We start from the raw sequence: 26,001 nt of genomic DNA on the forward strand, positions 1-26,001 counted from the left end.
TTTTTTATTCGACGAGCTCCAGCAGGTGATAGACCTTCTGGGGCATCTTATTGGACAGCACGTTATCGATGAGATTGATCATGCAGCCCGGGCATGCCGTAACCACGATATCCGCTTTGGTCGATTGTATCCCATCCATCTTCTTTGAAGCGATCTTCTTGGAGAGATCGTAGTGATAAACACTGAAAGAGCCTCCCATGCCGCAGCACATATCCGCGTTAGGCATCTCCACGTAGGTAAGTCCCTTCAACGCCTTGAGGATCGAGCGCGGCTCATCCTTGATGTTCTGGTATCGGACAAGGTGGCAGGGATCGTGCCATGTTGCGGTCTTGCCCTCAAATTCCTTGCGCAAAGTGAAAGACTCCGGGGGGACTTTCAAAACATTAATGACAAACTCGGTGGCGTCTTTGACCTTCTTTCCAAATTCCTCGTAGAGGCGCCTCTGCTCCTCCGTATCGGGAAGGTACTTGACGTAATCTTTGAGCGTGGAGGAGCAGGTGCCACAGGCGGTGACAATATAGTCCACGTCCTTGAAGGCTTCAATGTTTTTTTCGGCAAGGAGCCTGCCCGTCTCGAAATCGCCCGAGAAGTAGATGGCCGCGCCGCAACAGTTCTGGGCCTCAGGTATTCTAACCTCGACGCCGTGTTTGGTGAGCACGTCGATGAGTTTGAACCCGAGCTCAGGATAGATGAAGTCTGTGGCGCAGCCCATGAAGAAACCCACCTTCATTTTCGGGGTCTCTTTCGGCTTATAGACAGGCTTCACCTGATCGCGCAGGAACTTCTTGGCGAGGTGCGGGATGTTCCGCTTATGACCTAATGCCTTCAAGAAGTCGGGAAGGTGGCGGATATTCCCTTCGGTCTTGGGTAAAAGCCACTGGAAGGCTGCGGCGAGTTTGACCAGACGTCCGAAAAGGTTTCGATTTGCCATGATCTTCCGGAAGAGGACATTTTTGATGAGGCCCAGGCCCTTTTTTCTGACCATCTCGGCGCGGGCAGCCACGACAACCCGATCGATCTGGGTCTTGGAAGGACAGTTGGCCACGCAGCGTTTGCAGAGCAGACACTTGCCGATGATCTCGCCCAATTCAGGCGTGAACTCCTGGGCACCGGCTAAAGCCTGTTTCACCAGATAGTTCTTACCGCGGGCAACCGAGGTCTCCGTCCTCTCTTCCTGGTACACGGGACAGAAAAAGCTGCAGAAGCCGCACTTCATACACTGGTCTGCATAGGAAGAGATTTTTGCGAGTTCTTTCAAATCATTCATAACGACTCCTCTTCTAGTCCCAGATTTTGCCGGGGTTCATAATGTTCGCCGGATCAAGGAGCGATTTGATGCTCTTCATCATATCGACCACCACCGGCTCAACAGCGCGGCGGAAGAATTTCTGCTTCTCCAGGCCGATACCGTGCTCGCCGGATATGACGCCGCCCAGCTCCATGGTAGCCTCGAAGATCCCATCCATGGCCTTGACGGCCCTTTCGTAATGATCCTTGTTCTTGATGTCGGTTAAGATAGCTGGGTGAAGATTGCCGTCTCCGGCGTGCCCCAGTACCACAATCTCGACATTGTATTTCTTGGCAAGCTCTTTACAGATCTTCATGAGGTCCGGGATCTTGTTTCTCGGGACCGCCACGTCCTCAGCCATGACCGTGGGAGACTTACCATATACGGCGGCAAAGCCGGCGCGACGGGCGAGCCAGTATTTATTGGCTTCGTCAACTGTCTCGGCAACGCGGACATCCTTGGCTCCGTACTGCTTGGCGATACTGCTCACCTTCTCGGTCTCCTTTTCAACAGCTTCGGGAATACCATCCACCTCGAAGAGAAGAATGGCATCTGCGTCCTTAGGCAGGCCAATGGGCATCATCTCTTCGATGCGGTTAATAACCCAGTTGTCCACGAACTCGATCTTGCCCGGCACAACCCCTTTTTCGAGGATCCGGAAGACCGTCTCACCGGCGAGCGTCATGTCGTCGTAAACAGCAACGATAGTCTTTCTTGCCTGGGGCAGCGGATTCAGCTTGAGCTCGGCTTTGGTGATAACGCCCAACGTGCCTTCCGAGCTGATAAAGATGTGGAGGAGATCGTAGCCCACCACGTTCTTGAGAGTGCGGCCCCCGAGGTGAGCGATCTCACCCGTAGGCAACACCACTTCGACACCCAGGATATACTGCTTAGTGACCCCATACTTGACGCAGGCCGGACCGCCGGCATTCTCCGATATAATGCCTCCCAGGGTGGCGCCTAAAAAGCTCTGGGGATCAGGAGGGAAGAAAAGGCCATCCTTGGCAAGCCTCATGTTCAGGTCCTGGAGCACCACCCCCGGTTCCACGGTGGCGGTCAGGTTCTCTTTGTCGATCTTGAGGATCGTGTTCATCCTCGTCATGGTGAGGACGATACCCCCCTGAATGGGCACGGATCCGCCACTCACGTTGGTGCCTCCTCCGCGCGGTGTCACCGGTATTTTGTCGCGGTTGGCGATCTTTATGATCTTCGAGACCTCCTCCGTGCTTTTTGGGAATACCACCACATCGGGCTCATGAATCCAGCTGGTTGTTCCGTCGTAGGAATAGGCCTTCAAGGACTCCGGAGTAGTAAGGACGTTGTCCTTGCCCACGATTGCGGTGAGTTCTGATAGTACAGATTGGTTGAGCATTTAGGACCCCCGTTTCTTTAGTGTCGGATATGTTTCCTGCGCCCGCTTATTCAGGACACGGTAACATACCATGTTTGGATAGCTTCTTCCTATATGGAAGAAATCGACGCGCCGCTTCAGCATGTTTCATGATCCCTTGGCATACTTTTCCCGTAATTTTGGTTTCTCTATTTTACCGGTCGGATTCCTCGGTACCTGGTCGAAGATGATACGATACGGCCGTTTGTAGCGGGGCAGATTCTGGTCACAGTAGGCGCGAATTTCCTCCTCGGTCAGCGTCTCTCCTTCTAACGGGGCGATGACCGCGCAGGCCACTTCTACCAAGCGTTCGTGAGGAATTCCGATAACTGCCACATCGTGCACCTTCGGATGTTTTAGAATGACCTCTTCCACCTCGACCGGATAGATATTCTCTCCCCCGCTGATGATAAGGTCCTTCTTTCTATCCACGAGGTAGATGAACCCCTCTTCGTCAACCCTGCCCAGATCGCCCGTATGCAGCCAACCGTCTTTCACGATCGAAGCGGTCAATTCCGGATTCTTGTAATACGCCTTCATGACACCGGCGCCCTTCAACACCACTTCCCCCACCTCTCCCTGCTTTACGTCTTCTCCTTTCTCGTTTACGATCTTTCCGTCCCACATGATCGCAGGTTTACCGATAGCGCCGACCTTTCTCTCGTTCTCCATCCCCAGATGAATGGGGCCAGGTCCCATGCTCTCACTCAAGCCGTAATTTGTATCGTACTCCATCTGAGGAAAATAGGCCTTGAGACGTTTGACCAGACTCGGAGGGATGGGCTGAGCCCCCATGTGGGTCAAGCGCCAGGAACCCAAATCGTAGTCCTTGATCTTGAGTTCTCCCTTGTCAAAAGCCTCGAGCAGATCCATGGCCCAAGGCACAAGCAAGAACACAACCGATATGCGTTCTTTCGCTATCGTCTCCACCATGAAACGGGGGCTAATCTGCTCGGTCAAAAGCACACTGCAGCCGCCCGCCGCGATCATTCCAAACATATGTCCGATGGCCACGTGATACATCGGAGGCATCATAAGAAAGTGGTCTTCATGTTTCAGGTTGTGGTTCGTGGCTTCGGTAATGGCGGTGCACATGATGCTCTTCTGTTGTATGAGCACCGGTTTTGGGGTTCCCGTGGTGCCGGACGTAAAATAAAGGGCGCACTCGTCTTCGTCCTCCAAGGCCACATTCGACGAGCCGTAAGAGCCGCTTTTCAAGACATCCTCCATAGCCTCCATCCCGCTCGCCCCTTCCGCCCCGATGCAGACATAGAACTTCACGGAAGAGAGTTCGCCACGGAGGTTTCCTATTCGTCCCGCATATTCCTCGTCGAAGAAAAAACCCACCGGTTCCGCCGTTTTCGCGCAAAACCGGATATCATCGTCAGTAAACCGGAAGTTAAGCGGCGTTGCCCACGCGCCTGTCTTCAGGATGGCGAAGTATACCTCGAGCCATCTTGCCGAATTCTTTCCAAGAAGGAAAACCTTGTCTCCCTTCCGAACCCCCTTCTTTAAAAGGCCGCTGGCAAGCCTGCTCGTCCTCTCTTCAAAGTCCGCCCAGCGAATCTCCTCCCTCGTGCCCGATACCGGTTTCACCTCTACGATCACAGGATCTTTCGGATATATGCGGGCTTGTTTTGCCACAATATCAATAATATTCATGCCATACCTCCGGTGAATTATAAACCTTACGATAAAATGGTCTTATTACCGTTAGTCTTACTAACCATACATGACATTGATTATTTGTGCGCAATCACGGAAAAACTGAACAATGGCCATATGTTATAACCATCCTACCAGTCGGTTTGTATCCGACTGTTTAGATTGTAGCTTAGGCCATTTTCGCTGTCAAGAAAATTCTTTGAAAATCATTTCCACGCTTCTAAACCCTATGTAAAATAGTTTGAATTCAGGGCATTTCTCCGCGCAGGTATCGTCGTCTCAGCTCTTCGGGAAATTTCTCGATGGCGTACCGCAGCATGGTCCTCGGCATGATCGTGTAGTGTGATCTCAAAAACTCTTCCTCGACACCCCTGTCACGTTTACCCACTTCTCGGAGCATCCAGCCCACGGCTTTATGGATCAAGTCCTCGGGATCTCCGAGGAGGAGTTCCGCAACGCGGAGTGTTTCGCCAAACTCCCCGCGTTTTATGTAATAGAATGTGGCGAGCACGGAAATTCTCCTGTCCCAGAGAAGCCGGGATTGAGCGAGGGCGTAAAGCGTTGATTTGTCTCGACCCTCTAAATATGGGCCTACAATGCGGTGAGCTGAGAGGTCTACGAGATCCCAATTATTCACGTGTGCTGTATTGGCGAGATATAAGTCAAAAACTTGTTTCCTCTGAGTATCGTCTCCGCGCTCGAATGCGCACACCAGAATAAGAAGCGCGACGAGCCTTGCCTCATGTATGGTACTGTGGAGAAGCTGGAGTGTCTCTGTGGAGGAAAGCGCCTGATATTCACCGGCAAGCTTTCTCATCACGGGCACGGTGATACCGAGGAAGATGTCCCCTTCCCCATACTCTCCTTTGCCCGTCTTGAAAAATCGCTGCAAGACCTGCGCTTTTTCTGCGCTTCCGAGTTGCTCTAATCTTTCCAGTATATCCGACGCTCTCACTTAGACCCCGTACTTAGAGTATCATACTGCGCTGTCGCATCCGAAATCCTTTCGTGAAAGGTCAAGGCGGTTTCTGCGACATTTACTCATTCTGCCCCGGATAGCCTCTCAATTTCAAGCACTACATCACATTGCGGATTGCCCCGCAATCGTCTTACATGTCGAAGACAAGGTATTAGCAAGAAAAGGGCTTACCGGCCCACGCCCTCACATCCGCCTCGCGCGCTCACATATACTCTGTTTTTTCGCTTGCACCGCTCACGGGAGTGGCGGTCAGTACACATCATTCCAGATATAAATCTCAATTCAGGAGTACAGAAGGATCATAAAAGAATATTGACATCTTTGGTAAATGCGCGCAAGATGGATAAAGCGATTATGGACTCTGTTATTTTGTCTTCTGAAGGCAGAGTCACTATCTTCCCATAATTGGGGTTATAAGATCAAAAGGAGGAAACTATGAAAAGATCATTTGCAGTAGTCATCATTTTAATTGTGGTTTTCTGTTGTTCTGCAACTTACTCGTTTGCAGAGAACACGGTGCAACCCTCATCAAAGTATTCCGTGAAGGTTTTTCGCAACGGCAAGGAGATCATAGCCAACGCCACGGGTACTTACGAAACAAAAGAAATAGCAGGTGATACTACGACTTTTGTCATATCGCCTCCGGTAGAGGCCACGGAGATAGCCATAGACTGGACTTACAGTTTTCGCGGGCGGATGGTACAGAGATCTGTAAAGGAGCCATTCAAATCGACTGCCTCTGATGCTCAAACGACAATAATAATGCACGGCCCTGTCGTCCCTAACAGCCAAAGCAAGATGACCGGTCGCATATCAATAAAACTCAAGGGAGGAGAAGAGATACCACTTACTTTGACCGTGGGTGAATAACATACAGAGCGCGGGTGACTACCACAATAAACGGGTAGTTTTTGGCGAGCACTCATTTTATGGAAAGATTAACTTTCGGGGTGAAATGACCGGGAGCAGTTCGTTTTACTCGCCGTATCCGTGCTCAATAACCCGTTATGCGAAGACGCGGTCCGGTAAACAACTGACCAGGGAGGTTTATATGAGAGATGTAGAATACATGCATGTTGCCGAAGACAGCATGAACAAAATCAAAGAAGGTGCCTTCTTGACCGTAAAGTCCGCTAAGGGGCTAAATACGATGACCATCGGCTGGGCTAGCTTCGGGGTCATCTGGGGTAAACCGATCATGATGGTGGCAGTCCGTTCCAGCCGACACACGTTTGCGATCATCGAGGCAGCCGAAGATTTCACCGTTACGGTGCCGGCGGGCGACATGCGCAGACAGACCGCTTATTGCGGTTCAAAATCGGGCCGTGACGTGGATAAGTTCGCTCAGTGCAATCTGCAAACGAGTGAAGGCCGTCGCGTCGTATCGCCCATAATCAAAACAGAGGGGCGGCACTACGAATGCGCCATCATTTACAAATCCGCCATGAACCCGACCCATTTTCGCAAGGATTATGATCCATCCCTTTACCCGAAGAAGGATTATCACACCCTGTATTTCGGTGAGATACTGGCGTGCTATGAAACAGATTGATGTCGAACACCCTGATGCCTCACTCATTCGAACCCGGAGCCTGACGGTCATTTGCCATCGATCTTGCGATTTCACCGTATACCGTGTATTATAACAAGAGGTTGGGAAAGGGTGTACGGCAGCTTAATGGGCTGCCGCGCCACTTATTACTGAAATTCAAAGTCATTCGGGGGTAGAATATGGACACGATGAAAGCGGCCTCGAGAAATGCAAACCATCGGATTTCGCGAATTCTCATAGTTATGTTATTCGTCGGAATGTTCGCTGTCGTCTGCTCGCCGGTATGCGCGGAAGATAGTACCTCAACGGCGGCCAATCCAGGTCCCGACCAGATAGTCTACGCCCCGGCGAATGGAAAATCCGGTCCGGTGATTATAGCCATTTCCGGGCAGTCAGGCCGCACCGCGTATCAGCCCTACGCAACGGAGCTGGCCAAACTTGGATACTACGTGGTCCTAGTCGAGGGAAAAGATATCTTAAACCCGGAACACACCGGTCCCGCCAATTTGACCAAAACAATTGAGCGGGCGCAGCATGCGCCGAATGCTATCCCGGGCAAGGTAGCCGTTATAGGGTTTTCGTTGGGTGGCGGAGGCGCGCTATATAACGCAGCAAATATGCCAGAGGCAGTTTCAGTGGTCATTGTCTACTACCCGTACACCCGTACGTGGGCGAACAATATGGAAGCTCTCGTCAAACGCTTCAAGGTTCCCGTGCTGATGTTTGCAGGTGGAGTTGATCATTACCAGAACTGCTGTGTAGTGGAATCCGCGCATGCGATGGAAGCGGCCGCGAAGGCAAATAAAGCGCCGTTTGAACTGGTGATATACCCCGAGGCCGATCATGGATTCAATACCCAGTTCGATCTCCATGCCAAACGAAATCCGACCTATCGATCCGGGGACACTCAGGATGCGTGGCGTCGCACACTCGAGATGCTTACGCGTTACCAGCCGGTGCAATAGGGCTCTGGCGCGTGTATCGCCCTCAAGAGATCAATCGAGTTGATCGTTCGCATCCGGCACACTCTGTATCTACCCGGAGTCGAAGTTCTTTATCGCGTACCCAAGATTTAGTCTCAAGTGTGACGTGCCTCCAGCTTCTGTTGCTTGTTGAGATTTCACTTCTCGAAACCAGCAGGATTACAAGCCGGTTGCGGGCCCCCGAAACCATGCGGCTTTTGTCGGGGTTTGAGTTATCCATCGACCTGTGTTAGGATGAAACGAATGAATGGCAGAAAGCTATACGCATTGGGAGAATCCACGGAGAGTTCCGGTGGCCGCAGTCAATTTACATGGGTGCATACATGGAGCAAGTAAGGCTCGGTCGCACCGGTTTGTCGGTCAGCCGAAGCGGATTCGGCGCCATCCCGATCCAGAGGATCGGCCTTGAGCACGCAAAGCGTCTATTAAGGACTGCATATGATCGCGGAATAAACTTCTTTGATACGGCAAGGTCGTATACCGACAGCGAAGAGAAGATCGGGTTTGCGCTCTCGCACGTGCGGAAAGATATAGTCATTGCAACGAAAACTCCGGCTACAGATAGAAACGGTGCATTAAAGGATGTCGAAACGAGCCTACGCAACTTGCGTACAGATTATATCGACATCTATCAGCTCCACAACCCCGCAGCCCTGCCCGATCCCAGCGATGCGATGAGCGCATACGCTGCATTGCTCGAAGCAAAGAAACAGGGGAAAATCCGTTTTATCGGGATCACCAACCACCGGTTGGGGCTGGCCCGTGAGGCCATTGCATCCGGTCTGTATGATACCATTCAGTATCCCCTATCGGAGCTCGCAAGTGACGCTGATTTAGAAGTGATTGAAGACTGCCGGAAACACGATCTCGGTGTAATCGCGATGAAGGCCTTAGCGGGGGGCCTGCTCACCAATGCGGCTGCCGCCTTTGCTTTTCTGCGACAATACGAGAACGTGGTCCCCATCTGGGGAATGCAGACCGAATCGGAACTCGATGAATTCCTGCGATATGAAAAGCAGCCACCGGTATTGGACAAAAAGATGTGGCAGATCATCGAGCAGGATCGGGCCGCGCTCGCCGGATCTTTCTGTCGGGCCTGCGGCTACTGCATGCCCTGTCCGGCCGGAATTCCGATTCCCATGGCGGCCAGGATGCCATTACTTTTGAGACGCATGCCTTTTCAACAGTTTATGAAGGATGAGTGGCATAAACAGATGATGCTGATCAAGGATTGCCAGGATTGCGGGCACTGCAAAGAACAGTGTCCCTACCATCTTGATACCCCGGCGCTCCTGCGGGCGGCATTCGATGACTATGAAGCATTCTACAAGGACCACCACCCTCGGGATTAAGCGGGTTAAACCATAGGGGTTTGAGCCCCCTCTCGCATTTGCTTCAACATCAAACCTTTCTTGAGATCAGGACAGGTAGCTTATGATAGACCCGGCCAAGACCTCCTTTGGCGATCCGTAAGAGCCGCCGAGGCCATGTAGGTCGAGGCGACCTTTCCACCAAGATCATAGGTTAAAGCGCTTAAGCGCAAACCCATTGAATGCTCCTTGACTACCCCGGGATTCCCGTAAGGTATACGGGAAGAACGGCGTGAGTGGACGAACGCGTGGAAGCGGTAAGATGGATGTGCGATGGACTGGCGTAACTCGTTGACCGAGGATAATACTCGATGTATATCCGAGGACACGAGGGACGGCAGGACGCGCAGAGGCGCTTACCCGAACACGCGTTTGTCCAGACATATAACACCCCTGGGTTTAAGTATCAAAGTTGGCTGCTGACTAAATTTGTTCTATTTTAATCACAGTCTGTATCGCCGTTCTCATTATATCGCCCCCTCCCCTAAGAGTTGAATGGTTCGATCCATGTACCCCTTGTCACCGCCATATTTCCTTGCATATTCCTTTCCCATTTCTTTGTTGATATGCCATATTGCTGTTAAGGCATCCCCTCTGATCCAAGCCGACTCGGTTTGATCGTTGATTATCTTTTCGAGCGCAGGCAGAGCACGCGCATCTCCAATGGTTCCGAGGACGATTATCGCATACCGTCTTTTTGGCATATTCCTGTCTGCTATCTCGGCAGCCACATACGGCACAATAGGCTTACCTGCTTGCAGCAAGAACCGATCGTTTATAGACTCGGGGGCGTCATCCGAATAGAACTGTTGAAGCACCTGTTTTGCGTCCTTTTCGGATATTGTTGATTTAGAACAGTAAACGAAGCCCATTGCTAGGACCACTGTTGCTGCAAGGTAGAAAAGGTATTTTATGTACATCACTGGCCTCCCGTGAATACTATTCGAAGGCATTGTACAGTTAAAGGTATACTACGCGCGCAAAACAGACAGCATGAATGGTGAAATGTCTAAGATGAATGGATATCATCATTTCATATCAGATTTGAAAAAGAGGTGTCAAGACGTTTTTGTGACGATCAATCTAATGCGCAGAGAAGTATACAATCTTGCATCGTTTTTGCAATATTAAGTTCTTGTGAAGGCGCTTCCCGGGGCATAAATTAAACCATAGCACCAGTTGACAGCTTCTTTCCGCGCCCTTAATCTTCGCGACTAATATGCAGCCAACACGTTAGACCGAAGCCCTGTCTCCGAAACCGGGCGGGCTTCGCCGTAAGAAAGCCGCAAGAAAACTGTTATCTCAATCCGGCGACGTACTGTTCAAAACTATCCACCCCCTTTTCAAGCTCGCTCACCGCCCTGGTGCATAGGGCATCACACCCTTAAGTAGCTATGAACACCCACATGGCAAACGCGACAGGAACAAGAAAGTAAGGCGCTGAAGCCGCTTTCATGTTACAATAGATAGAGCCTGCCGAATCAGTTAGGCTGATAAAGGCCCGAAAAAATGAGGTTACGATGCACGAGCTTCCAATCAGCGAGACCCTATCGAAAATAGCGCCCATAGTGCTCTCATTCTTTCTCGGCTTTTTCCTCAAGAAACGTCGGCTCTTTACGCCCGAACACGCCGAAATCTTTCTCAAGCTTATCTTTTATGTCGCGCTTCCTCCGCTCGTTTTGCTCTCCGTACTCCGCACGGAGCTTTCTCTCGAATTGTTCTATCTGCCAGTCACGTGCATTATCGTAGTTCTCGTGGCTTTTCCGATAGTGCGTAGCGTAGGCAGCCGGTCGTTCCACCTGAATAGGCCTTCGCTCGGCGTATTCATCGTGGGCCCGCTCATCGTCAATACCACCTTCGTTCTCCCCTTTCTCCTTGCCGCGTACGGACCGGAGGCCATAGCCCGGCTTTCTATATTCGATGTGGGCAACAACATTATGATCTACAGCCTTGCTTACTACTCGGCCCACCGGTACGGATCGGACAGCGGGTCACGTACCATTCTAAAGGTCATCTCCCAGTCGCCCCTTCTCTACGCGCTCTTGTTGGGGCTTATCCTCAACGCGGCAAAGGTTTCTCTCCCTCCCGTGTGCCTGAATTTCTTTCACGGGCTTGCCGACATGGTGACCCCGCTCGTCATGCTCTCGCTCGGCATCTATTTCAGCCCTGCGGTCACGCGGATCGGTCCCACTTTTGCGTCGATCGCCATAAGGATGGCTGTCGGATTTTTCACGGCTCTCATATGCGTATCCCTCCTCGGAGTCCACGGCCTCAGCCGTGTGGTGATTCTCGTGGCGAGCGCTGCACCTGTGGGATTCACCACGCTCACCTTTGCGGCGATCACGGGCCTCAACACGGAACTCGCTGCAAGCTGCGTTTCGTATTCGATTCTCATAGGGCTCCTCACCACTCCTCTTATCATCTTTTTCGTTTCGCATTGAAAGGTTCAATTTACACGTTGGATGGTGGAGTTATCTGAGACACGATTTACTTGCAATCGGCCCTTCGCGGATCTTCCTTAATCCGCCTTCTCAATAATAACCGTTTTGATGTTGGTGAACTCTCTGATGCCGTAATGCGAAAGCTCCCTTCCGATGCCTGATTTCTTGGTACCTCCGAAAGGTAGCCGTGGGTCTGACTTTACCATTCTGTTAACCGCAACAAATCCGGCGTCGATCCTCCGGGCAATCTTCTCGGCCCGATCGAGGTTAGAGCTCCACACAGTCGCACCGAGGCCGAATTCCGTTGCATTGGCGAACTCGATCGCTTCTTCTTCATCCTTCACCACAAAGATGGGTGCGATGGGGCCAAACGTTTCCTCGCGGGCAATCGCCATGCTTTGATTGGTGTTGACGATCACGACAGGTCTCATGAAATATCCTTTAGACGGCACCTGTGGGCCCTCAATCACCGTGGCTCCTTTGGCCCTGGCATCATCTATCATGGCCTTAAGATCGGCCATGGCACCTTTGGTGGCAAGTGGCCCGATATCTGTCTTTTCATCCATGGGATCACCGATCACGTTTGTATTCAAATGATGGATGAAACTTTCCGTGAATGCTTTGGCCACGCTTTCCATCACAAAAAACCTTTTCGCGGCCACGCAACTCTGTCCGTTATTCACAAACCTGTTTTGGACGGCTATCTGTGCTACCTTGTCAACATTTACGTCATCGAGAACAATAAACGGATCGGATCCGCCTAACTCCAGAACGACCTTTTTGATGCCTCCCCCGGCGAGCGATCCGATTTGTGACCCCGCCGCATAGCTTCCGGTGAGTGACACACCGTCCACCTTATCTTGCCTGATCATATCCATGGCCATCTCGGAGTCGATGATGAGCGTCTTGAAAACGCCTTCAGGAAATGCGGCCTCCGAGAACATGCTTTCAATGTTCTTGCCGCACATGGGGACGTTTGAAGCCGATTTGAGGACCACCACGTTGCCGGCGGCTATGGTCGGAATGGCGAATCGAAATAGTTGGATGACAGGATAATTCCAGGGCATAATAGCAAAGATCACGCCCAGCGGTTCAAATGTAACATAGCTCATGTCAAAGGCCGTCTTAACGACTTCATCTTCCAGGAAGTCGGCAGAGCGTTCTGCGAAGAAATCGCAAATCGAAGCGCTGCGCTCAATTTCCTGCGCGGACAGCCTGATGGGTTTACCCATCTCTTTGGTGATCGTCTCGGCGTATTGCCCGGCATTCTTCCTTAAGACCGCGCTTAAGCGCTTGAAGTACTCCATTCTCGTGCGAACAGGAAGCGCCTTCCAGCCCGGAAAGGCTTCCCTGCTCTTCTCAAGCTCTCTGTCAACTTCTTGCCTGGTTAAGAGATCAAATTCTCCATTGATCTCTTCAGTAAATGGGTTAACCGATCGTATCTTTTTCATGACTGCTACTTATCCTCCACGATATGTACTTATTTCCTGCGAACCGGATCGCCACGTATTCCCCTATCTACGATGGCCTTTCGTATGTTCGATTCGTGTCAAAGACGCTACTACACTAAATTATTACATCTCGAAAAGCACCTTTACCGTGTCGCCGGCGTGGAATGCATCGAACGCCTCTTTGGCCTGACTGAGTCCGAACTTGCCGGAAACCATGGGCTCGGCCGTGACTTTCTTGTACTCCACCCAGCGGATCGCTCTCTTGTACCACTTGGGTGTGACCGCCACGTCGCCAAAGACGGTGAGCCCGCTTCGCATAAGGTTTAAAGGGCTGAATGTGGCCTCATGGTAGAGGCCGAACAGCATCACCCGTCCGTAGGCGGCCGCAAGGTCGATGGACTGCCCCACAGTAGAAGGATGGTTCGCAGCCTCGACCACAATATCGCACCCCAGACCGTTCGTCAGCTCTTTCACCCGTTTTACCACATCCTCCTTGCTTCCATTGATGATGTGGTCAGCGCCAAGCTGCTTTGCAATTTTCAACCGCTTCGCGTCTTGCTCGAGGCCGATAACGATCGTCACGGCCGCGCCGGCTGACTTGAATGCCTGAAGGTGAAACATGCCAATGGAGCCCGGGCCGATAATGGCGACCGTATCGCCAAGCATCGGCTTCACATGCTCCAGTGTTCTCACAGCAAGGGTGATCGGTTCGAGAAAGGCTGCGTCTACCATAGAGATACTATCCGGCAGTTTATAGGCAACAAAGGCCGGGACAACCCTGTACTCGGCAAACGTGCCGTCACAGGTAATGCCGAGATGGCGCCAGTTGAGACACATGTTTGGCTGACCATTCACGCAGGGTTCGCATTGCCCACAACCCCAGAGCGGATTCAGGCCAACCTTGTCCCCTGTCTTCAAGCCTTCAACACCTTTACCCACCGCTGCGACAATGCCTGCACCTTCGTGACCCATAATCATGGGGCTCGGCACTGGCACCCTGCCCTTGTAACTGCCCTTATAAATCATCACGTCACTATAGCAGATGCCAGCGGCGCCCATCTTCACGAGCACCTCGCCGGGACCCACATCCGGCACGGGCAGATCCTTCACTTCCAAAACTCCGGCTTCAGGTGTAGGTTTTACGATAGCCTTCATGATAGCCCTCCTTATCTTAAGTTATTTCATTCTATGCTACGCGGTGAAACTCTGTCCTGGCTAAGCCCCAATACGATTAACAGGGAGGCGTGACACCTCCCTGTTCAGGAAGCAGAAAAGAATCATCGACTCAGGGCGGGAAGGCAACAGTGTATAAGTGCCGGCCACCCTTCATGGGCCCCTTGAGAAGCGCCTCCACCTCCTCTGGCGGTCTCTGGCTCAGATACTTGCTCTCGGGCAACACGCCGGGAGGGAATTTTTCCATAATATCGTCATGGAGTTTCTTCAGATAATCGAGGGTAACTTCCACACTCTTATACGCCTTGTTCGGATCAGCGAGAGACGGTTTTCCGATAACTCCTTCGGGATAGATCACACACTCGATACCGCCGCACCCGACTGCGCAGTGGCCAGGGATCGGATTGCCATAAATGTCTCCGCCCCGGTCGATATGGCCGGGAGGCAAAAATCCCCAGGGCGTGTTGTCTTCGGCGTTCTCGAGCTGAACCATCTCAGGGAAGAGCGCCATGGACAGCGAGGTCTCGGCCTCGCAGGCGTGCTGGAAGGGATAATCGTAGGGTCCGCCGTGGGCCTTGTCCATCAAGGTTTGCCCCATAACACGCGGCACATCCACGAAGACAATCATTGCCGGAACCTGATATCGCTTGCCCCATTCGTTGATCGCCGAGGGCACAATGTATTCCTGGCCGTGGAGACTGATGAAAATCTGTTTGCGGAACCCTGTGTTCCAGAAGCCTGCCATAATCGCCCTCAAGTAATCGGAGAAAACCTGGTCTGGAACGACGATGGTCCCGGGCTGGCCCAGATGGTGGTACGGGTGCGACCCGTACGTCACCGGGTGGGCAACCGTGCAACCCGTTGCCTTGGCTACTTCTTCAGCTATCCTCGTCACCATGAAGATATCTTCGCCGTAAGGCCCGGCCGCTCCGTGGTTCTCCGTTGATCCAAGAGGGATGATAATAATATCGTTCTTTGTGAGTCTCTCTTCCACATCCTTCTTGGTCATGGTTTGGAAATAGATCTTACTCGGTTTGTCAAGGTGGCCGCCCTCAGGCGGCAATGTCCATTTACCCATGTGGTCCTCCTTCACTGATATGCGCAATGCATCACGCCGCTTCGCTTAACATCAGCAACGTGCGCAAAGATTGTGCGTGTTCTTAAGTTTACGGAATGAAGATTCCTCCGTTGAGATCAAGCGTTATCCCGGTGATCCAGTCCGAACGTGAAGATGCGAGAAAGATCGCTCCATCGGCCACATCCTCCGGAAGTCCGTCCTTGGGGATCGCCCGACCTACGTTCCACGTGGCAAAGACCTCGGGCGGATATTGCCTTGTCTGTTCCGTGAGTATAGGCCCCGGCGCAATGGCGTTTATATAGATACCCGAGGGGCCAACCTCCTTTGCCAGGGTCTGCGTGATAGCGATAACGCCGGCTTTGGATGCCGCGTAATTGATGCCCACGCCGGGCCGGCCAGTCCTCGCGCCTAAAGAAGCGATGTTGACAATCTTACCCCGCTTCTGATTCTTCATCACGGGGATTACGGCTTTGCAACAAAGAAAGACGCCTTTCAGGTTGATGTCAATCACCTCGTTCCACAAATCCAGGGTCATCTCTTCGATGGGTTTATGGCGGGAGATTCCCGCGTTATTCACGAGCACGTCGATGCGACCGAATTCCTTGACGACTTTTTCAACGGCGGCGACAACCTCGTCTTCATTTTTTACGTTCACCTTCTGGATCAATCTGTCAGGCCCTGATGCGACCCCCGCAAAACAGTTCATGTCAACATCCCACAGGGCAACTCTCGCGCCCTCTTCTGCAAATTTCTCCGCAATGGTCTTTCCTATTCCTTTTCCGGAGCCGGTGACAATAGCGGTGAGATTTTTTAATTCCATATGAACCTCCAGTTACGATCGCTTAACATTACTTAAAGAATATTCTTGGCAAAACCAGGGTAAACCAGGGCACGGCCGTGATGATGACGAGCCCGATCAAAAGAGTCACCAGATATGGTGCGAATGAACGGAACGTCTTTCCGACATCGATCTCAGCGAAGGTGCATGCTATGAAAATGCCCATACCCACGGGGGGAAGAAAGAGTCCTATGCCGAGGGACGCAATGGCCAGAATTCCGAAATGGAGAGGGTCGATGCCGAACTGCGTGACGAAGGGGAGAAAGATCGGCACCAGGATGAGCATGGCAGGGAGCCCTTCCAGTACTGACCCGAGCACTATGAAGGAAAGATTGCAGAACAAAAGAAAGACAAACGGAGCGGATGATATTTTTGTCACAAGTCCCGCGACCATCTGAGGCACCTGCTGCGTCGATAATATCCATGAAAGGACCGATGCAAATCCCACGAGAAGCATGACCGAACCGGTGGTCACGGCGGTACGGACGAATATGGGAACCACGTCCGACCACTTGATCTCTTTGTAGACAAACACACCCACGATGAAGGCGTACAAGACCGCCACAACGGAAATCTCGGTGGCCGTTGCTATACCGCTTAAAATACCGCCAAAGATGATCACCGGACATAAAAGCGGGATAATCGCCCCTACCACGGCCTTCATCGATTCTTTAAAAGAGAGTCGTTCCTCAACTTTAATCTTGTCCCGGACCGCCTGCACATAGATGAGGACCATAATACAGATGGCGAGAACAATTGCCGGAACGAAGCCGGCGGTAAAAAGCGCCCCCACAGACATACCGGTCATTCCACCCAAAACCACCATGGGGATACAGGGGGGGACGAGAATGCCCATGGCGGTCGCAGCGGACACGATCGAGACGGTGTTCTCCGAGGAGTAGCCCGCCTTCTTCATGGCCGGAACCAGAAGGGCCCCGATGGCAGAGACATCGGCCACGGTGGATCCCGAAATCCCGGAGAAGAAGTATTCTGCCACGACCACGACCATGCCCAGGCCTCCGCGAATATGGCCCACAAATACTTTCGCCAGATCCACGAGACGCTTGGTCACGCCGCCCGTGTTGAGAAGCTCACCTGCCAGGATAAAGAACGGTACGGCGAGGAGAGGAAAAGAGTCTATCCCGCCGATCATCCTCGTGTGGAGCACGAGATACGGGATCGTCTTGTAGAGCGCAAGGAAGAGGAGACAGGCAATACCCATTGAAAAGACTATGGGCATACCGAACAGGATCAGAAGACCCATGCCGATAACCGAGACAAGAACGAGGATGGGTCCCGAAAATGTCGCTATTCCAAAGAGCAGATAGACAACCCCTATAATCACCACCGACATGAACAGCGAGGATACGAATCTTTTCAAGCCCATCTTGAACATTTGAGCGATCAAATAGATGATCATGCACAGGGTGAAAAGAGGGATTGCAAGGTGGACCCAGGCAAAGGAAATTTCAAGAACAGGCGTGGTGCCCTCATAGGTGGCCTGCAATACCCGTACGCTCGTCACAATCAGATAGCAGAGGAAAAAGGTGATAAGAAAGGTGAAGAGATCTGTTATGCGCTCACGCGTCCGCCCGCTGAGATAGCGCTTGGCGAAGCTCTCAATCGAAATATGCGCGTTCATCCTCAAGGCAAGATAGGCGCCTACGAAGATCATCCAGATAAATAATATGCGTGCCGCTTCCTCGGTCCACGAGAGAGGACTCCCGAAAATGTAGCGGTTCGTTACCTGAGTGAATACCACGCAGGTCATCGCCAGGACTAAAATGAACGCAAAATAGTCCAGGGCTTTGTTCAAAAATTTTGTCAGATTTGCCATCGTCTTGCTCTCCTCAAGAATGAATCCCTGTTTAAGTTTCGGGTTCTTCCCCGTCTTACTCTCGCGGACTGCCCGATCGTACTTGAGAGAAGCCCCCGTGCTATAGAGCATGGAGGCTTCTCTTTTACCCTGCCTATTTGGCCAATTCGGCTTCGGCAGCCTTCACGGCCTTCTGGAGTTTCTCTATCCAGAGTTTCCCGACCTGTTTCTCAACGTAGTCGATGACTGGTTTTTGCGTAGCCTGTCTAAACTGGTTCAGCTCTGCTGCGGTCGGCTTATAAACCTGCATGCCCTTTTCCTGCAGTTGCGTTACGCCCATTGCCGAGTTTAACTCCTGGATACCGCGCCCAACCCAGCCTGCGGTGATGGATGCGAGTTTCACGCTCTCCTGAATGTTCTTGGGAAGTGACTGGAAGAACTTCTCGTTGATCAAGATGAAATCGACTCCATAGGAGTGTCCATCTATGGTCATGTACTTCTGCACTTCATAGAATTTGTTCGCCGCTATAACCGATATGGGATTCTCCTCGCCATCCACAACCTTCTGTTGCAAGGCAGTGTAAGTCTCAGGCCACGCGATAGGGGTGGGCTGAGCGCCGAGTCCTTTTATCATGGCAACATAGACCGGGCTTTCCATAACCCTGATCTTCATCCCTTTCATGTCAGCCGGCGACTTGATCGGACGGACCGAGTTTGTAAAATTCCTGAAGCCCGTCTCGCCGTACGCAAGAACCCTGAGACCTGTCTTTTTCAGGCAGTCTGCGGCCATCTCCTTGCCGAAGGGACCGTCCATAACCTTCCAGGCTTCCGGAGCGGAGGAAAAGAGGTAAGGAATATCGAGTACCTGGGCCTCTTTATAGTAGCTCGCGATGGCGGCTGATACCATGGCCATCTGGATGGTCCCGAGTTTCACGGCCTCGATCAACTCGCGTTCCCCGCCGAGCTGGCCCGCGGGAAACAGTTTGACCGAAACGGCGCCGCTTGTGGCCGCCTCGAGATCGCCCTTAAAAGCCACGCCCGCGGCGCCCTTCTTTGAGGTAAACGGATCCGCCGGATCTACGTGGGCAAATTTTATCTCGTACGTTTGCGCTTTTACCACCGAGACATTCCAACCCAAAATCATGACCAACATTCCAAACACAACGCTGACTGATACCAATGCCTTCTTCATGACGCCCTCCTTCTGTTTATTGTTTTCTATGACTTGCAAGCTGTGGTGAATATATCCAGACAAACTTGAGCACCTCATCGCCCGTATTTACTATCTTGTGCAGCTTTCCGGGGGGATTATAGATGCATGTCCCGGGTTCTAAGGGTATTTCCCTTCCCTCGGTCACAAAGACCCCTCGCCCTGCATAGAAGAACATTACCTCTTCCTCGGTATCATGTTTATGCTCGGGCACCATGCCTCCGGGGTAGGTCTCATTCACCCCCATGGCAAGGTTCTTTGCGCCCACCGTCTTTTCTGAGACGAGTATCCATGACATCCTCGGGGGGTCTCTCCGCTCACCTTTAACATCCTTGACGTGTACAACCTTTAGCTCCGACATATCCTCTCCTTTCCGACTTGTTTCAAAAGCGCCCTATTTTCTATGACCCGCCAGTTGGGGCGCAAGAATCCACATGAATCGAATTACTTCATCGCCGTCGTTTACGATGCTGTGAGGAAGCTTCGGGGGAATTAAGATACAAACACCGGCCTCAAGCTGGATCTCACGACCTTCAGCCACAAGCTTTCCGCGTCCGGAAAAGAAGAAGTTAATCTCTTCCTCTGTGTCATGGACATGCTCAGGCACCATACCGCCGGGATAAGTCTCGTTGATGCCCATGGAAAGATTCTCGGCGCCTACTGTTTTTTCGCTCACAAGGAGCCAGGATTTCCTCACCGCATCGGGCTCTAAAGCTTTCACGTCCTTCATGTTTATGACTTTCAATTCCATGCCAGCCACCTCTCTTAGAACTTAGAACACGTCTTTGGGTATCTTCACGTTCCAGATCCGCTGCATCTCTTCCATGGGAAGATCGTAAAGGGAATTCTTGTGCGGCAGCGTCTCGTCACGCATAAATTCCGGCAGATCGAAAAACTCTTCGGACACACCGGCGCGGCGGTTGAATTCACGCTCGCTCTCAAGCACGTCGATCCCTATCTTCTGAACGTCCTCGTAGGTAAATTCCCATCCATATCTCCCCTTTAACAGGGGCGGAAACAGATCGGGCTGTTTGGTAAACGGGGGTCTCGTAAAAAGACAGAGCCCGAGCGTATCCAGAATGGCGGCGCGGACTTGCAACCGCCGCGATGTCTCGACCTGGCCCTCCTGACCAAGAGGATCAAGGGTCCTCGCTGTTTCCAGGGCGTTGCCCGCCGTATGGTCCGCGCCCATGGGAGAGGTCACGTAGGTAACGCCGTTTCCTTTGAGCGACCGGGGATCGTATGCCGGGATGGCCTGGCCTTTGACAGCCGGCACCCTTCTTACGCCGAGTACCTTACCGGTGATCACCACACCGTTTCCGAGAATTCTGCCGAGATACGTGCCCTCGCCGATCTGACGGATGAGGTCCTTTGCGCCTTCAGCGTCGCCAAAGGCTATCACGCCGGCCTCCATGGCCACACCGATGGAGGCGCCCGTCTCAATAGCGCAAACCCCCACCTGATTACAGAGGTTGTTGAGCTCAGCAATATCATCAAGGTCACCGATTCCGCAGTTTGGTCCGAGCAGGGCCATATTCTCATACTGGATAGAAGCGACTATCTTCTTGCCTTCACGATCGACAAAAACATTGGAACAGGCGATAACACATCCCGGTACACAGGGTGTGCCGGAACGGCCTTCCCCTCCGCGCTCCGCAATAACCTCAGCCACGCGCTCCCCGGAAAGATCCTCGGCCTTCTCAAACTGGCCTGCGCTGAAATTTCGTGTGGGCAGAATGCCGATCTCGTTGCAGAGCATGAGCACAGCGGGTGTGCCGAACTGGTGTCTGTTCTCGGTCTTGGGGTCCGACATAATGCCCTGGGCAAGGTTTCTCGCAGCCTGCTTGAGCAGCGTCTCATCGAAGGCGTGAGGCGCAGGCGCACCGGCATCGTCTACAATGATCGCCTTGATGCCTTTTGACCCCATGATTGCGCCAAGGCCTCCGCGAGCTGCGTAGCGCACCTGCACGTCCTGCGGACCGGAAACGGCCACACCGGCCGCAGCCATTTTCATCTCTCCGGCAGGGCCGATACACACAATCCCCACTTGAGCGCCGAACCGCTGCCTCAGAGTACAGAACGTCTCCGTCACGTATTTCCCTTTCAACTCTGGATAGTCAAGAAGCTCGTTTTTGCCCCACCTGAGCACAAGCACCTTTGTGCACGCCTTTTCGGGAATCTCCTCAATCACAAGCGCCTTGATGCCGAGTCTCGCCAGCTTTCTCCCAGCCTCCCCGCCCACGTCGCTCTCTTTTACGCCACGGGTAAGCGGGCTTTTCCCGCCCACAGAAAATTTGCCCGCCGTAGTCACCGTGGTGTCGCCGAGAAGTCCCGGAGCGAAGATCAATTTATTGTACCGGCCGAGAGGATCGCAGATCGGGGGGACCTCCCGTAAGAGAAACTTTGATATGAGAAGCCGTCCTCCCCAGTGCATTTCCTCCTGGGAGGCCTTCTCTTCATTGATTTTTCCGGTTTTTGTATTGACCCTGATGATCCTTTCCATTACCAAGTTTCCTTTTACGTCAATCTGAGCGGACTCTTTATCTTTTCCAAAAGAGAGTTCAGGTTCTTGGCCGTTGCCTCGCTCACTTCGACCCCCTCGCTTTCGCTCTGTTTCTCTCTGTCGTATTCGATCTCACCGGGTAGATAAATCCGGGATACACCTTCCCCTTTCTTCGAGCCTTTAATCGATGAAACATACGATAGGATCAGAGCGTTGAACTGGGCGCGATCCATGAATTTTTGCGTATCAATGGCAAGCGTGAAGACCCCCACTCCAGTCGGCCCCATGAGTTCATGGAAGGTCACGACCTGGGATGCGTACTTGGAGCCGGAGAGTAGGCCCGCGAGAATATCGACCACCAAGGCAAGGCCATAGCCCTTGGCGCCGCCTATGGGCATCAAAGTTCCTTTGAGCGCCCGGCCGGGGTCCGTGGTAGGCGCTCCGGACTCGTCAAATGCCCATCCGTCCGGGATTTTCTCCTTGAGCCGGTCGGCCCGCCGGATCTTTCCCCTGGCCACCACGCTGGAAGACATGTCGAGCACCACAGGGGGCTCTCTGTCGCCACCGGGGATAGCAATAGACAGGGGATTGGTGCCGAACAACGCTTCGGCGCCTCCCCACGGAGACATTGCCGGGGCCGCGTTCGACATGACCATGCCGACCATGCCTTCACGAGCTGCCATGAGCGTGTAGAAGGAAAGAATACCGATGTTATTCGTATTGCGCACGAGACAGCATCCGAGCCCGAACTGCCTGGCCTTGGCTATGGCCGTAGACATGGCCCGGTGAACAGCCACCTGGCCGAGCCCGTTTCCGCCGTCGACAAGCGCGGTCGCGCCATCGTCTTTTAATACCTTCAGGGCGGTGGGGATATTGAGCATCCCGGCTTGAAGGCGTTGCGACATGATGGTGAGCAGATGAACGCCGTGGGTATCGATACCCCTCATATCGGCCTGCACCAGGCAGTCCGCAACAACTTGAGCCTCCTCTTGAATAGCGCCAAGCCCCCTCAAGATCTCAACGGCGATTTCCTTGAGTCGTATCTCACGGATTTTCATGGTCTTAGTCCTCTTGTATGCCTAAAAATTCGAAGTTCTTGCCAAGCTTGTTAAACTCCACACTCGACACGCCGGCCGCAAGCTGGCCAGATTTTTTCTCTTCCATATCTACCCGGTCCAATGATTTCTTGAGCACGGCCTCGCATTCATTGCGGTCCACAACCACCATGCCGTCAGCATCACCCAGGATCAGGTCGCCGGGTTTCACCACGCATCCGCCAAAGAGGATCGGGTGGTTCACTGTGCCCGGTCCTGTCTTCCCTGTTCCGAGAATGCAAAAGCCTCTGCAGAATATGGGGAACCCCATTTTGACGATCTCTTCGGAATCGCGAATCGAGCCGTCGATTGCAAGGCCACCTATCTTCCTGCCCATGGCTGAGGTGGCCATGAGGCCTCCGAAATAGCCCGCATTGTAAAGCCCGCCAACTGACGCGACGATGATGTCACCGGGCAGGGCCTTTTCCAGGGCCTTGTGGAGCATGAGATTATCCCTCGGATGGCACTCGACCGTGAAGGCGGGGCCGCAAATCCTGACCCCCGCGGCGAGCGGCTTGATGGCGCAGTCGATATATCCCTTCCTGCCCGACGCCTCATGCACTGTTGCGGTGCCAAGCGTGCGGAACTGATCTATGGTGTGTTGCGATGGCCTTTCAATCCGTGTGACGACCTGAGCCATAAGCTTCTCCTTTTTTTAAGTTAAATGACCCGTTTTAGGTACTCAACCGAGTTCTGCAGGTGGTTCTTCATAGCCTTTTCAGCCCTGTCAGGATCCTTTTCCATTACCGCTTCGATGGTTTCGAGATGTTCCTTGTAGGATGCCTGGGACCGTTCCTCATCAACCTGGTTCAAAAGCACGTGGCGCATACGTATGATCTGCTCCTGAAGGCCCTTGTAGAACTCGAGGAGCTTCTTGTTCCCTAGGGCTTCGAAGAAGAACGTGTGAATCTGATCGCCGGCGTTGATAAAACCCTTCTGAGTCGTACTCTTTTCCGGCTCGGCGGATTGAAATTTGTCACAAATGAGTTTCGCCCTGTTCATGTCGAAATCGGCCTTCTGGGCCACGCGCCGGATCACAGCGCATTCCAGCATCTCCCGCATCTCGAAAAGCTCACGGATATCCTGCAAAGAGAACTGGGAAATAAATGATCCTTTCCCCTGGACATTTTCCACCAGGCCTTCCTTCTCAAGCTGTTGTATGGCTTCCCGGACCGGTGTTTTGCTGATCTTCAGTTCTTTGGACAGAAGAATCTCATTCAGAGGCTCCCCGGGTTTAAGAACGTTCGTAATTATCCTTTTTTTCAGATTCTCATAGACAATCGTCTTTTTGCTTTTCGGACCGCCATTTTTCATAGGGCACGTGAGTCCTTTCTGTGTACTTTGAATATACTGTCAATATACTGACGATATATTAATAGAATAGAGAGAATGCCTTGTCAAGAAAAAAGATAAGGAAAGTTACCTGCTTGTTGTCGAAGATTCCACAGGGCCTCGCGTCCCGGCGGGCAGTGGGGCCGAAGCCCTAATTTCAGGGCTTCTTATCGAAAAATTGCGCCCTTCTTGAACACACTAAATATGTTCACGTTACTAAATTCTGGAAAAGGAGCGGGCATGAATGAGAGCACAAATATGGCGAGCACAATAACGGCGATGACCTTTCTTTTTGTATCAAGACCCGTCTCGGTATCGAAAGGCGGCGGATGGTGCCTGCCGAAGATAAGGAGGAGGATAGAGACAAAGAGCCATCCGGGGTTGTAGAAAACGGCAAGCGCAAGGAGCATGACGATGACCATGCGATAAACTGTCCTGCTTCTATCTCCAAATACGCTGTAGAGCACGTGTCCCCCGTCAAGCTGTCCTACCGGAAGGAGGTTGAGGGCCGTGACAAAGAGCCCGACCCACCCCGCATAGGCAAATGGGTGCAGGACCAGATCGAAGCTCCGCGGAATCTCACCCACGATCATGCCCTCGAGAATTTTGAAGAGCAGCGGGTCTCCGAGCTGTTCGAACCCGGGGCCGTTGACCACGACTTCGACCTTAGACAACTTGATTCCTAGGATGATAAAAGGGAGCGACACGACAAACCCTGCCAGAGGGCCCGCCACCCCGATGTCGAAGAGTGCCTTTCTGTCCGTCATATTCCCCTTCATCCTGATGAGCGCTCCGAATGTGCCGAAGGGACTCATGGGGAAAGGGATAAAGTACGGCAGCGTGGACGGCACTCCGTAACGTCTCGTCATGAAGTAGTGTCCCATCTCATGGGAGAGCAGGATCGTCATAATAGCGAGACTGTAAAGCGGCCCTCCCACAAAAAACGTGGTGCAGATGGTGAGAAAAAACAGAAGAATGTGAAGCCAGAGCCTGTTACGCATTTAACAGACCGTATTCCATGCGCACCCGGTCATGCTTGGTGCCGCTCTTGATCTGCAAATCCAGGTCGGTCAGCATGTCAAAGAAGGCAAGTAAGTCTGTGGTGCCTATTTTTTGGGCTATGCCCGACAACTTGTAGGCGTAATACGGGTGCTGAAAGGGCAGATAACGCCTTTTGTCCGAGGACTTCATATCAAGACCCTCTTTCCACTGTTTGAACGCCTTGGCGAAAACCGGATACTCCACACCCTCACGGACCATGTGCTCCATGTCCTTGGTTTGCAGGAGGAGCCGTATCTGGTTCACCAGATAACTGTGCACGGCAAGAATATTTTGACCGTTCTCCATGAGGTTCTCAAAAACGGCGAGCATCTCCTTCTTGTCCGCCTCACGAAAAGCATCAAAGAGCGCCATGAGGGTGTCCTCGTGGGTCTCGGCCACGATCGCCTTAATGTCTTTAGATTCTATGGTCTTTTTGTCTCCCACGTAGGCGATGAGCTTCATGAGCTCCGGCTCAAGTATGGACTCGTCCCGGATACGTTCCGTGAGAAGATCGAACGCCTTGTCCGTCATCTTCTTTTCATACCTTTGGAGGAAGTTTCGCACTTTGCCTTTCAAACGTTTCTCTTTGTCCTGTTCAAGTACGATCACCCTGCCCGTGACAAACTCCGCGATCTTGTCGGGCGCGCCCGTTAAGAAGATGATGACCGGTATATTCTGTTTCAGCGCTTCCAGTTGCGTTACGAGTTCACGGGTGAGATCAACCTCGGGATCCACCATCACGAGCACAAGGTTCTCATTGAGAAACATGTTCGAAGCCGTCTCCACCACGGTCTTTT

Annotated in this window: 24 protein-coding genes; 5 read left to right on the forward strand and 19 right to left on the reverse strand. The window is 52.5% G+C overall.

Features of this window, described 5'->3' with window-relative positions; genetic code table 11:
* Nucleotides 1-4: 4 nt before the first annotated feature.
* The 4 genes from VMT62_17655 to VMT62_17670 all read right to left on the reverse strand — a co-directional run bounded on the left by VMT62_17655 (nt 5) and on the right by VMT62_17670 (nt 5,298).
* Nucleotides 5-1,267: a (Fe-S)-binding protein gene (locus VMT62_17655; protein HVN98256.1), complete on the reverse strand. Its 1,263-nt coding sequence runs from the start codon at nt 1,265-1,267 to the stop codon at nt 5-7.
* A gap of 13 nt (nt 1,268-1,280) precedes the next feature.
* Nucleotides 1,281-2,660 (reverse strand): FAD-linked oxidase C-terminal domain-containing protein, encoded by a 1,380-nt coding sequence (locus VMT62_17660; GenBank protein ID HVN98257.1) that lies wholly within the window; start codon nt 2,658-2,660, stop codon nt 1,281-1,283.
* Between the two features lie 126 nt (nt 2,661-2,786).
* Complete coding sequence (locus tag VMT62_17665) at nt 2,787-4,340, reverse strand: class I adenylate-forming enzyme family protein (GenBank protein ID HVN98258.1); 1,554 nt, start codon at nt 4,338-4,340, stop codon at nt 2,787-2,789.
* Between the two features lie 250 nt (nt 4,341-4,590).
* Nucleotides 4,591-5,298, reverse strand: a complete 708-nt coding sequence (locus tag VMT62_17670) for a DNA alkylation repair protein (GenBank protein HVN98259.1) — start codon at nt 5,296-5,298, stop codon at nt 4,591-4,593.
* A gap of 459 nt (nt 5,299-5,757) precedes the next feature.
* Here VMT62_17670 and VMT62_17675 point away from each other — a divergent pair, with 459 nt between their 5' ends.
* From VMT62_17675 to VMT62_17690, 4 genes are all read left to right on the forward strand, one after another.
* On the forward strand, nt 5,758-6,192 hold the full coding sequence (locus tag VMT62_17675) for a hypothetical protein (protein HVN98260.1): 435 nt from the start codon (nt 5,758-5,760) through the stop codon (nt 6,190-6,192).
* A 181-nt stretch (nt 6,193-6,373) separates the two neighbouring features.
* On the forward strand, nt 6,374-6,874 hold the full coding sequence (locus tag VMT62_17680; protein ID HVN98261.1) for a flavin reductase family protein: 501 nt from the start codon (nt 6,374-6,376) through the stop codon (nt 6,872-6,874).
* Nucleotides 6,875-7,053: 179 nt separating this feature from the next.
* Nucleotides 7,054-7,839 (forward strand): dienelactone hydrolase family protein, encoded by a 786-nt coding sequence (locus VMT62_17685; protein ID HVN98262.1) that lies wholly within the window; start codon nt 7,054-7,056, stop codon nt 7,837-7,839.
* Between the two features lie 341 nt (nt 7,840-8,180).
* Nucleotides 8,181-9,209, forward strand: coding sequence for an aldo/keto reductase (locus tag VMT62_17690; protein HVN98263.1), 1,029 nt, complete (start codon nt 8,181-8,183; stop codon nt 9,207-9,209).
* Between the two features lie 485 nt (nt 9,210-9,694).
* Here the strand turns inward: VMT62_17690 and VMT62_17695 are convergent, their stop codons facing one another.
* Entirely contained in the window at nt 9,695-10,147 is a 453-nt protein-coding gene (locus tag VMT62_17695; protein HVN98264.1) for a hypothetical protein, read from the reverse strand.
* 600 nt (nt 10,148-10,747) lie between these two features.
* Between VMT62_17695 and VMT62_17700 the strand changes: the two genes are divergently transcribed.
* The gene (locus VMT62_17700) at nt 10,748-11,668 is read left to right on the forward strand and encodes an AEC family transporter (GenBank protein HVN98265.1); all 921 of its coding nucleotides are present in this window, start codon (nt 10,748-10,750) and stop codon (nt 11,666-11,668) included.
* A 77-nt stretch (nt 11,669-11,745) separates the two neighbouring features.
* Here the strand turns inward: VMT62_17700 and VMT62_17705 are convergent, their stop codons facing one another.
* From VMT62_17705 to VMT62_17770, 14 genes are all read right to left on the reverse strand, one after another.
* On the reverse strand, nt 11,746-13,119 hold the full coding sequence (locus tag VMT62_17705; GenBank protein ID HVN98266.1) for an NAD-dependent succinate-semialdehyde dehydrogenase: 1,374 nt from the start codon (nt 13,117-13,119) through the stop codon (nt 11,746-11,748).
* Nucleotides 13,120-13,242: 123 nt separating this feature from the next.
* Nucleotides 13,243-14,274 (reverse strand): alcohol dehydrogenase catalytic domain-containing protein, encoded by a 1,032-nt coding sequence (locus VMT62_17710; GenBank protein ID HVN98267.1) that lies wholly within the window; start codon nt 14,272-14,274, stop codon nt 13,243-13,245.
* Between the two features lie 130 nt (nt 14,275-14,404).
* On the reverse strand, nt 14,405-15,370 hold the full coding sequence (gene iolN / locus VMT62_17715; GenBank protein HVN98268.1) for a 3-dehydro-scyllo-inosose hydrolase: 966 nt from the start codon (nt 15,368-15,370) through the stop codon (nt 14,405-14,407).
* Between the two features lie 88 nt (nt 15,371-15,458).
* The gene (locus VMT62_17720) at nt 15,459-16,190 is read right to left on the reverse strand and encodes an SDR family oxidoreductase (GenBank protein HVN98269.1); all 732 of its coding nucleotides are present in this window, start codon (nt 16,188-16,190) and stop codon (nt 15,459-15,461) included.
* 28 nt (nt 16,191-16,218) lie between these two features.
* Nucleotides 16,219-18,156: a TRAP transporter large permease subunit gene (locus VMT62_17725; GenBank protein HVN98270.1), complete on the reverse strand. Its 1,938-nt coding sequence runs from the start codon at nt 18,154-18,156 to the stop codon at nt 16,219-16,221.
* Nucleotides 18,157-18,178: 22 nt separating this feature from the next.
* Nucleotides 18,179-19,216, reverse strand: a complete 1,038-nt coding sequence (locus VMT62_17730) for a DctP family TRAP transporter solute-binding subunit (GenBank protein HVN98271.1) — start codon at nt 19,214-19,216, stop codon at nt 18,179-18,181.
* A 16-nt stretch (nt 19,217-19,232) separates the two neighbouring features.
* Nucleotides 19,233-19,595, reverse strand: coding sequence for a cupin domain-containing protein (locus tag VMT62_17735; GenBank protein HVN98272.1), 363 nt, complete (start codon nt 19,593-19,595; stop codon nt 19,233-19,235).
* A 33-nt stretch (nt 19,596-19,628) separates the two neighbouring features.
* The gene (locus tag VMT62_17740; protein ID HVN98273.1) at nt 19,629-19,985 is read right to left on the reverse strand and encodes a cupin domain-containing protein; all 357 of its coding nucleotides are present in this window, start codon (nt 19,983-19,985) and stop codon (nt 19,629-19,631) included.
* 21 nt (nt 19,986-20,006) lie between these two features.
* On the reverse strand, nt 20,007-21,737 hold the full coding sequence (locus tag VMT62_17745; GenBank protein HVN98274.1) for an aldehyde ferredoxin oxidoreductase C-terminal domain-containing protein: 1,731 nt from the start codon (nt 21,735-21,737) through the stop codon (nt 20,007-20,009).
* 14 nt (nt 21,738-21,751) lie between these two features.
* A complete protein-coding gene (locus VMT62_17750; GenBank protein ID HVN98275.1) occupies nt 21,752-22,795 on the reverse strand; it encodes an Ldh family oxidoreductase in 1,044 nt (347 codons plus the stop codon).
* A 4-nt stretch (nt 22,796-22,799) separates the two neighbouring features.
* The gene (locus VMT62_17755) at nt 22,800-23,471 is read right to left on the reverse strand and encodes a 4-carboxy-4-hydroxy-2-oxoadipate aldolase/oxaloacetate decarboxylase (protein ID HVN98276.1); all 672 of its coding nucleotides are present in this window, start codon (nt 23,469-23,471) and stop codon (nt 22,800-22,802) included.
* 20 nt (nt 23,472-23,491) lie between these two features.
* Nucleotides 23,492-24,145, reverse strand: coding sequence for a GntR family transcriptional regulator (locus VMT62_17760; protein HVN98277.1), 654 nt, complete (start codon nt 24,143-24,145; stop codon nt 23,492-23,494).
* Between the two features lie 185 nt (nt 24,146-24,330).
* Nucleotides 24,331-25,164 (reverse strand): site-2 protease family protein, encoded by an 834-nt coding sequence (locus VMT62_17765; protein HVN98278.1) that lies wholly within the window; start codon nt 25,162-25,164, stop codon nt 24,331-24,333.
* Nucleotides 25,157-26,001: hypothetical protein (locus tag VMT62_17770; GenBank protein HVN98279.1), on the reverse strand; the 845-nt coding region annotated here is incomplete at its 5' end. The genes VMT62_17770 and VMT62_17765, both read right to left, overlap by 8 nt.

This window comes from Syntrophorhabdaceae bacterium (genome assembly GCA_035541755.1).
Taxonomy (GTDB): domain Bacteria; phylum Desulfobacterota; class Syntrophorhabdia; order Syntrophorhabdales; family Syntrophorhabdaceae; genus PNOF01.

Coding starts and splice junctions, on each gene's coding strand:
- VMT62_17655 (HVN98256.1), bottom strand. CDS start 1,267: ATGAATGATTTGAAAGAACTCGCAAAAATCTCTTCCTATGCAGACCAG.
- VMT62_17660 (HVN98257.1), bottom strand. CDS start 2,660: ATGCTCAACCAATCTGTACTATCAGAACTCACCGCAATCGTGGGCAAG.
- VMT62_17665 (HVN98258.1), bottom strand. CDS start 4,340: ATGAATATTATTGATATTGTGGCAAAACAAGCCCGCATATATCCGAAA.
- VMT62_17675 (HVN98260.1), top strand. CDS start 5,758: ATGAAAAGATCATTTGCAGTAGTCATCATTTTAATTGTGGTTTTCTGT.
- VMT62_17680 (HVN98261.1), top strand. CDS start 6,374: ATGAGAGATGTAGAATACATGCATGTTGCCGAAGACAGCATGAACAAA.
- VMT62_17685 (HVN98262.1), top strand. CDS start 7,054: ATGGACACGATGAAAGCGGCCTCGAGAAATGCAAACCATCGGATTTCG.
- VMT62_17690 (HVN98263.1), top strand. CDS start 8,181: ATGGAGCAAGTAAGGCTCGGTCGCACCGGTTTGTCGGTCAGCCGAAGC.
- VMT62_17695 (HVN98264.1), bottom strand. CDS start 10,147: ATGTACATAAAATACCTTTTCTACCTTGCAGCAACAGTGGTCCTAGCA.
- VMT62_17700 (HVN98265.1), top strand. CDS start 10,748: ATGCACGAGCTTCCAATCAGCGAGACCCTATCGAAAATAGCGCCCATA.
- VMT62_17705 (HVN98266.1), bottom strand. CDS start 13,119: ATGAAAAAGATACGATCGGTTAACCCATTTACTGAAGAGATCAATGGA.
- VMT62_17710 (HVN98267.1), bottom strand. CDS start 14,274: ATGAAGGCTATCGTAAAACCTACACCTGAAGCCGGAGTTTTGGAAGTG.
- iolN (HVN98268.1), bottom strand. CDS start 15,370: ATGGGTAAATGGACATTGCCGCCTGAGGGCGGCCACCTTGACAAACCG.
- VMT62_17720 (HVN98269.1), bottom strand. CDS start 16,190: ATGGAATTAAAAAATCTCACCGCTATTGTCACCGGCTCCGGAAAAGGA.
- VMT62_17725 (HVN98270.1), bottom strand. CDS start 18,156: ATGCTCTATAGCACGGGGGCTTCTCTCAAGTACGATCGGGCAGTCCGC.
- VMT62_17730 (HVN98271.1), bottom strand. CDS start 19,216: ATGAAGAAGGCATTGGTATCAGTCAGCGTTGTGTTTGGAATGTTGGTC.
- VMT62_17735 (HVN98272.1), bottom strand. CDS start 19,595: ATGTCGGAGCTAAAGGTTGTACACGTCAAGGATGTTAAAGGTGAGCGG.
- VMT62_17740 (HVN98273.1), bottom strand. CDS start 19,985: ATGGAATTGAAAGTCATAAACATGAAGGACGTGAAAGCTTTAGAGCCC.
- VMT62_17745 (HVN98274.1), bottom strand. CDS start 21,737: ATGGAAAGGATCATCAGGGTCAATACAAAAACCGGAAAAATCAATGAA.
- VMT62_17750 (HVN98275.1), bottom strand. CDS start 22,795: ATGAAAATCCGTGAGATACGACTCAAGGAAATCGCCGTTGAGATCTTG.
- VMT62_17755 (HVN98276.1), bottom strand. CDS start 23,471: ATGGCTCAGGTCGTCACACGGATTGAAAGGCCATCGCAACACACCATA.
- VMT62_17760 (HVN98277.1), bottom strand. CDS start 24,145: ATGAAAAATGGCGGTCCGAAAAGCAAAAAGACGATTGTCTATGAGAAT.
- VMT62_17765 (HVN98278.1), bottom strand. CDS start 25,164: ATGCGTAACAGGCTCTGGCTTCACATTCTTCTGTTTTTTCTCACCATC.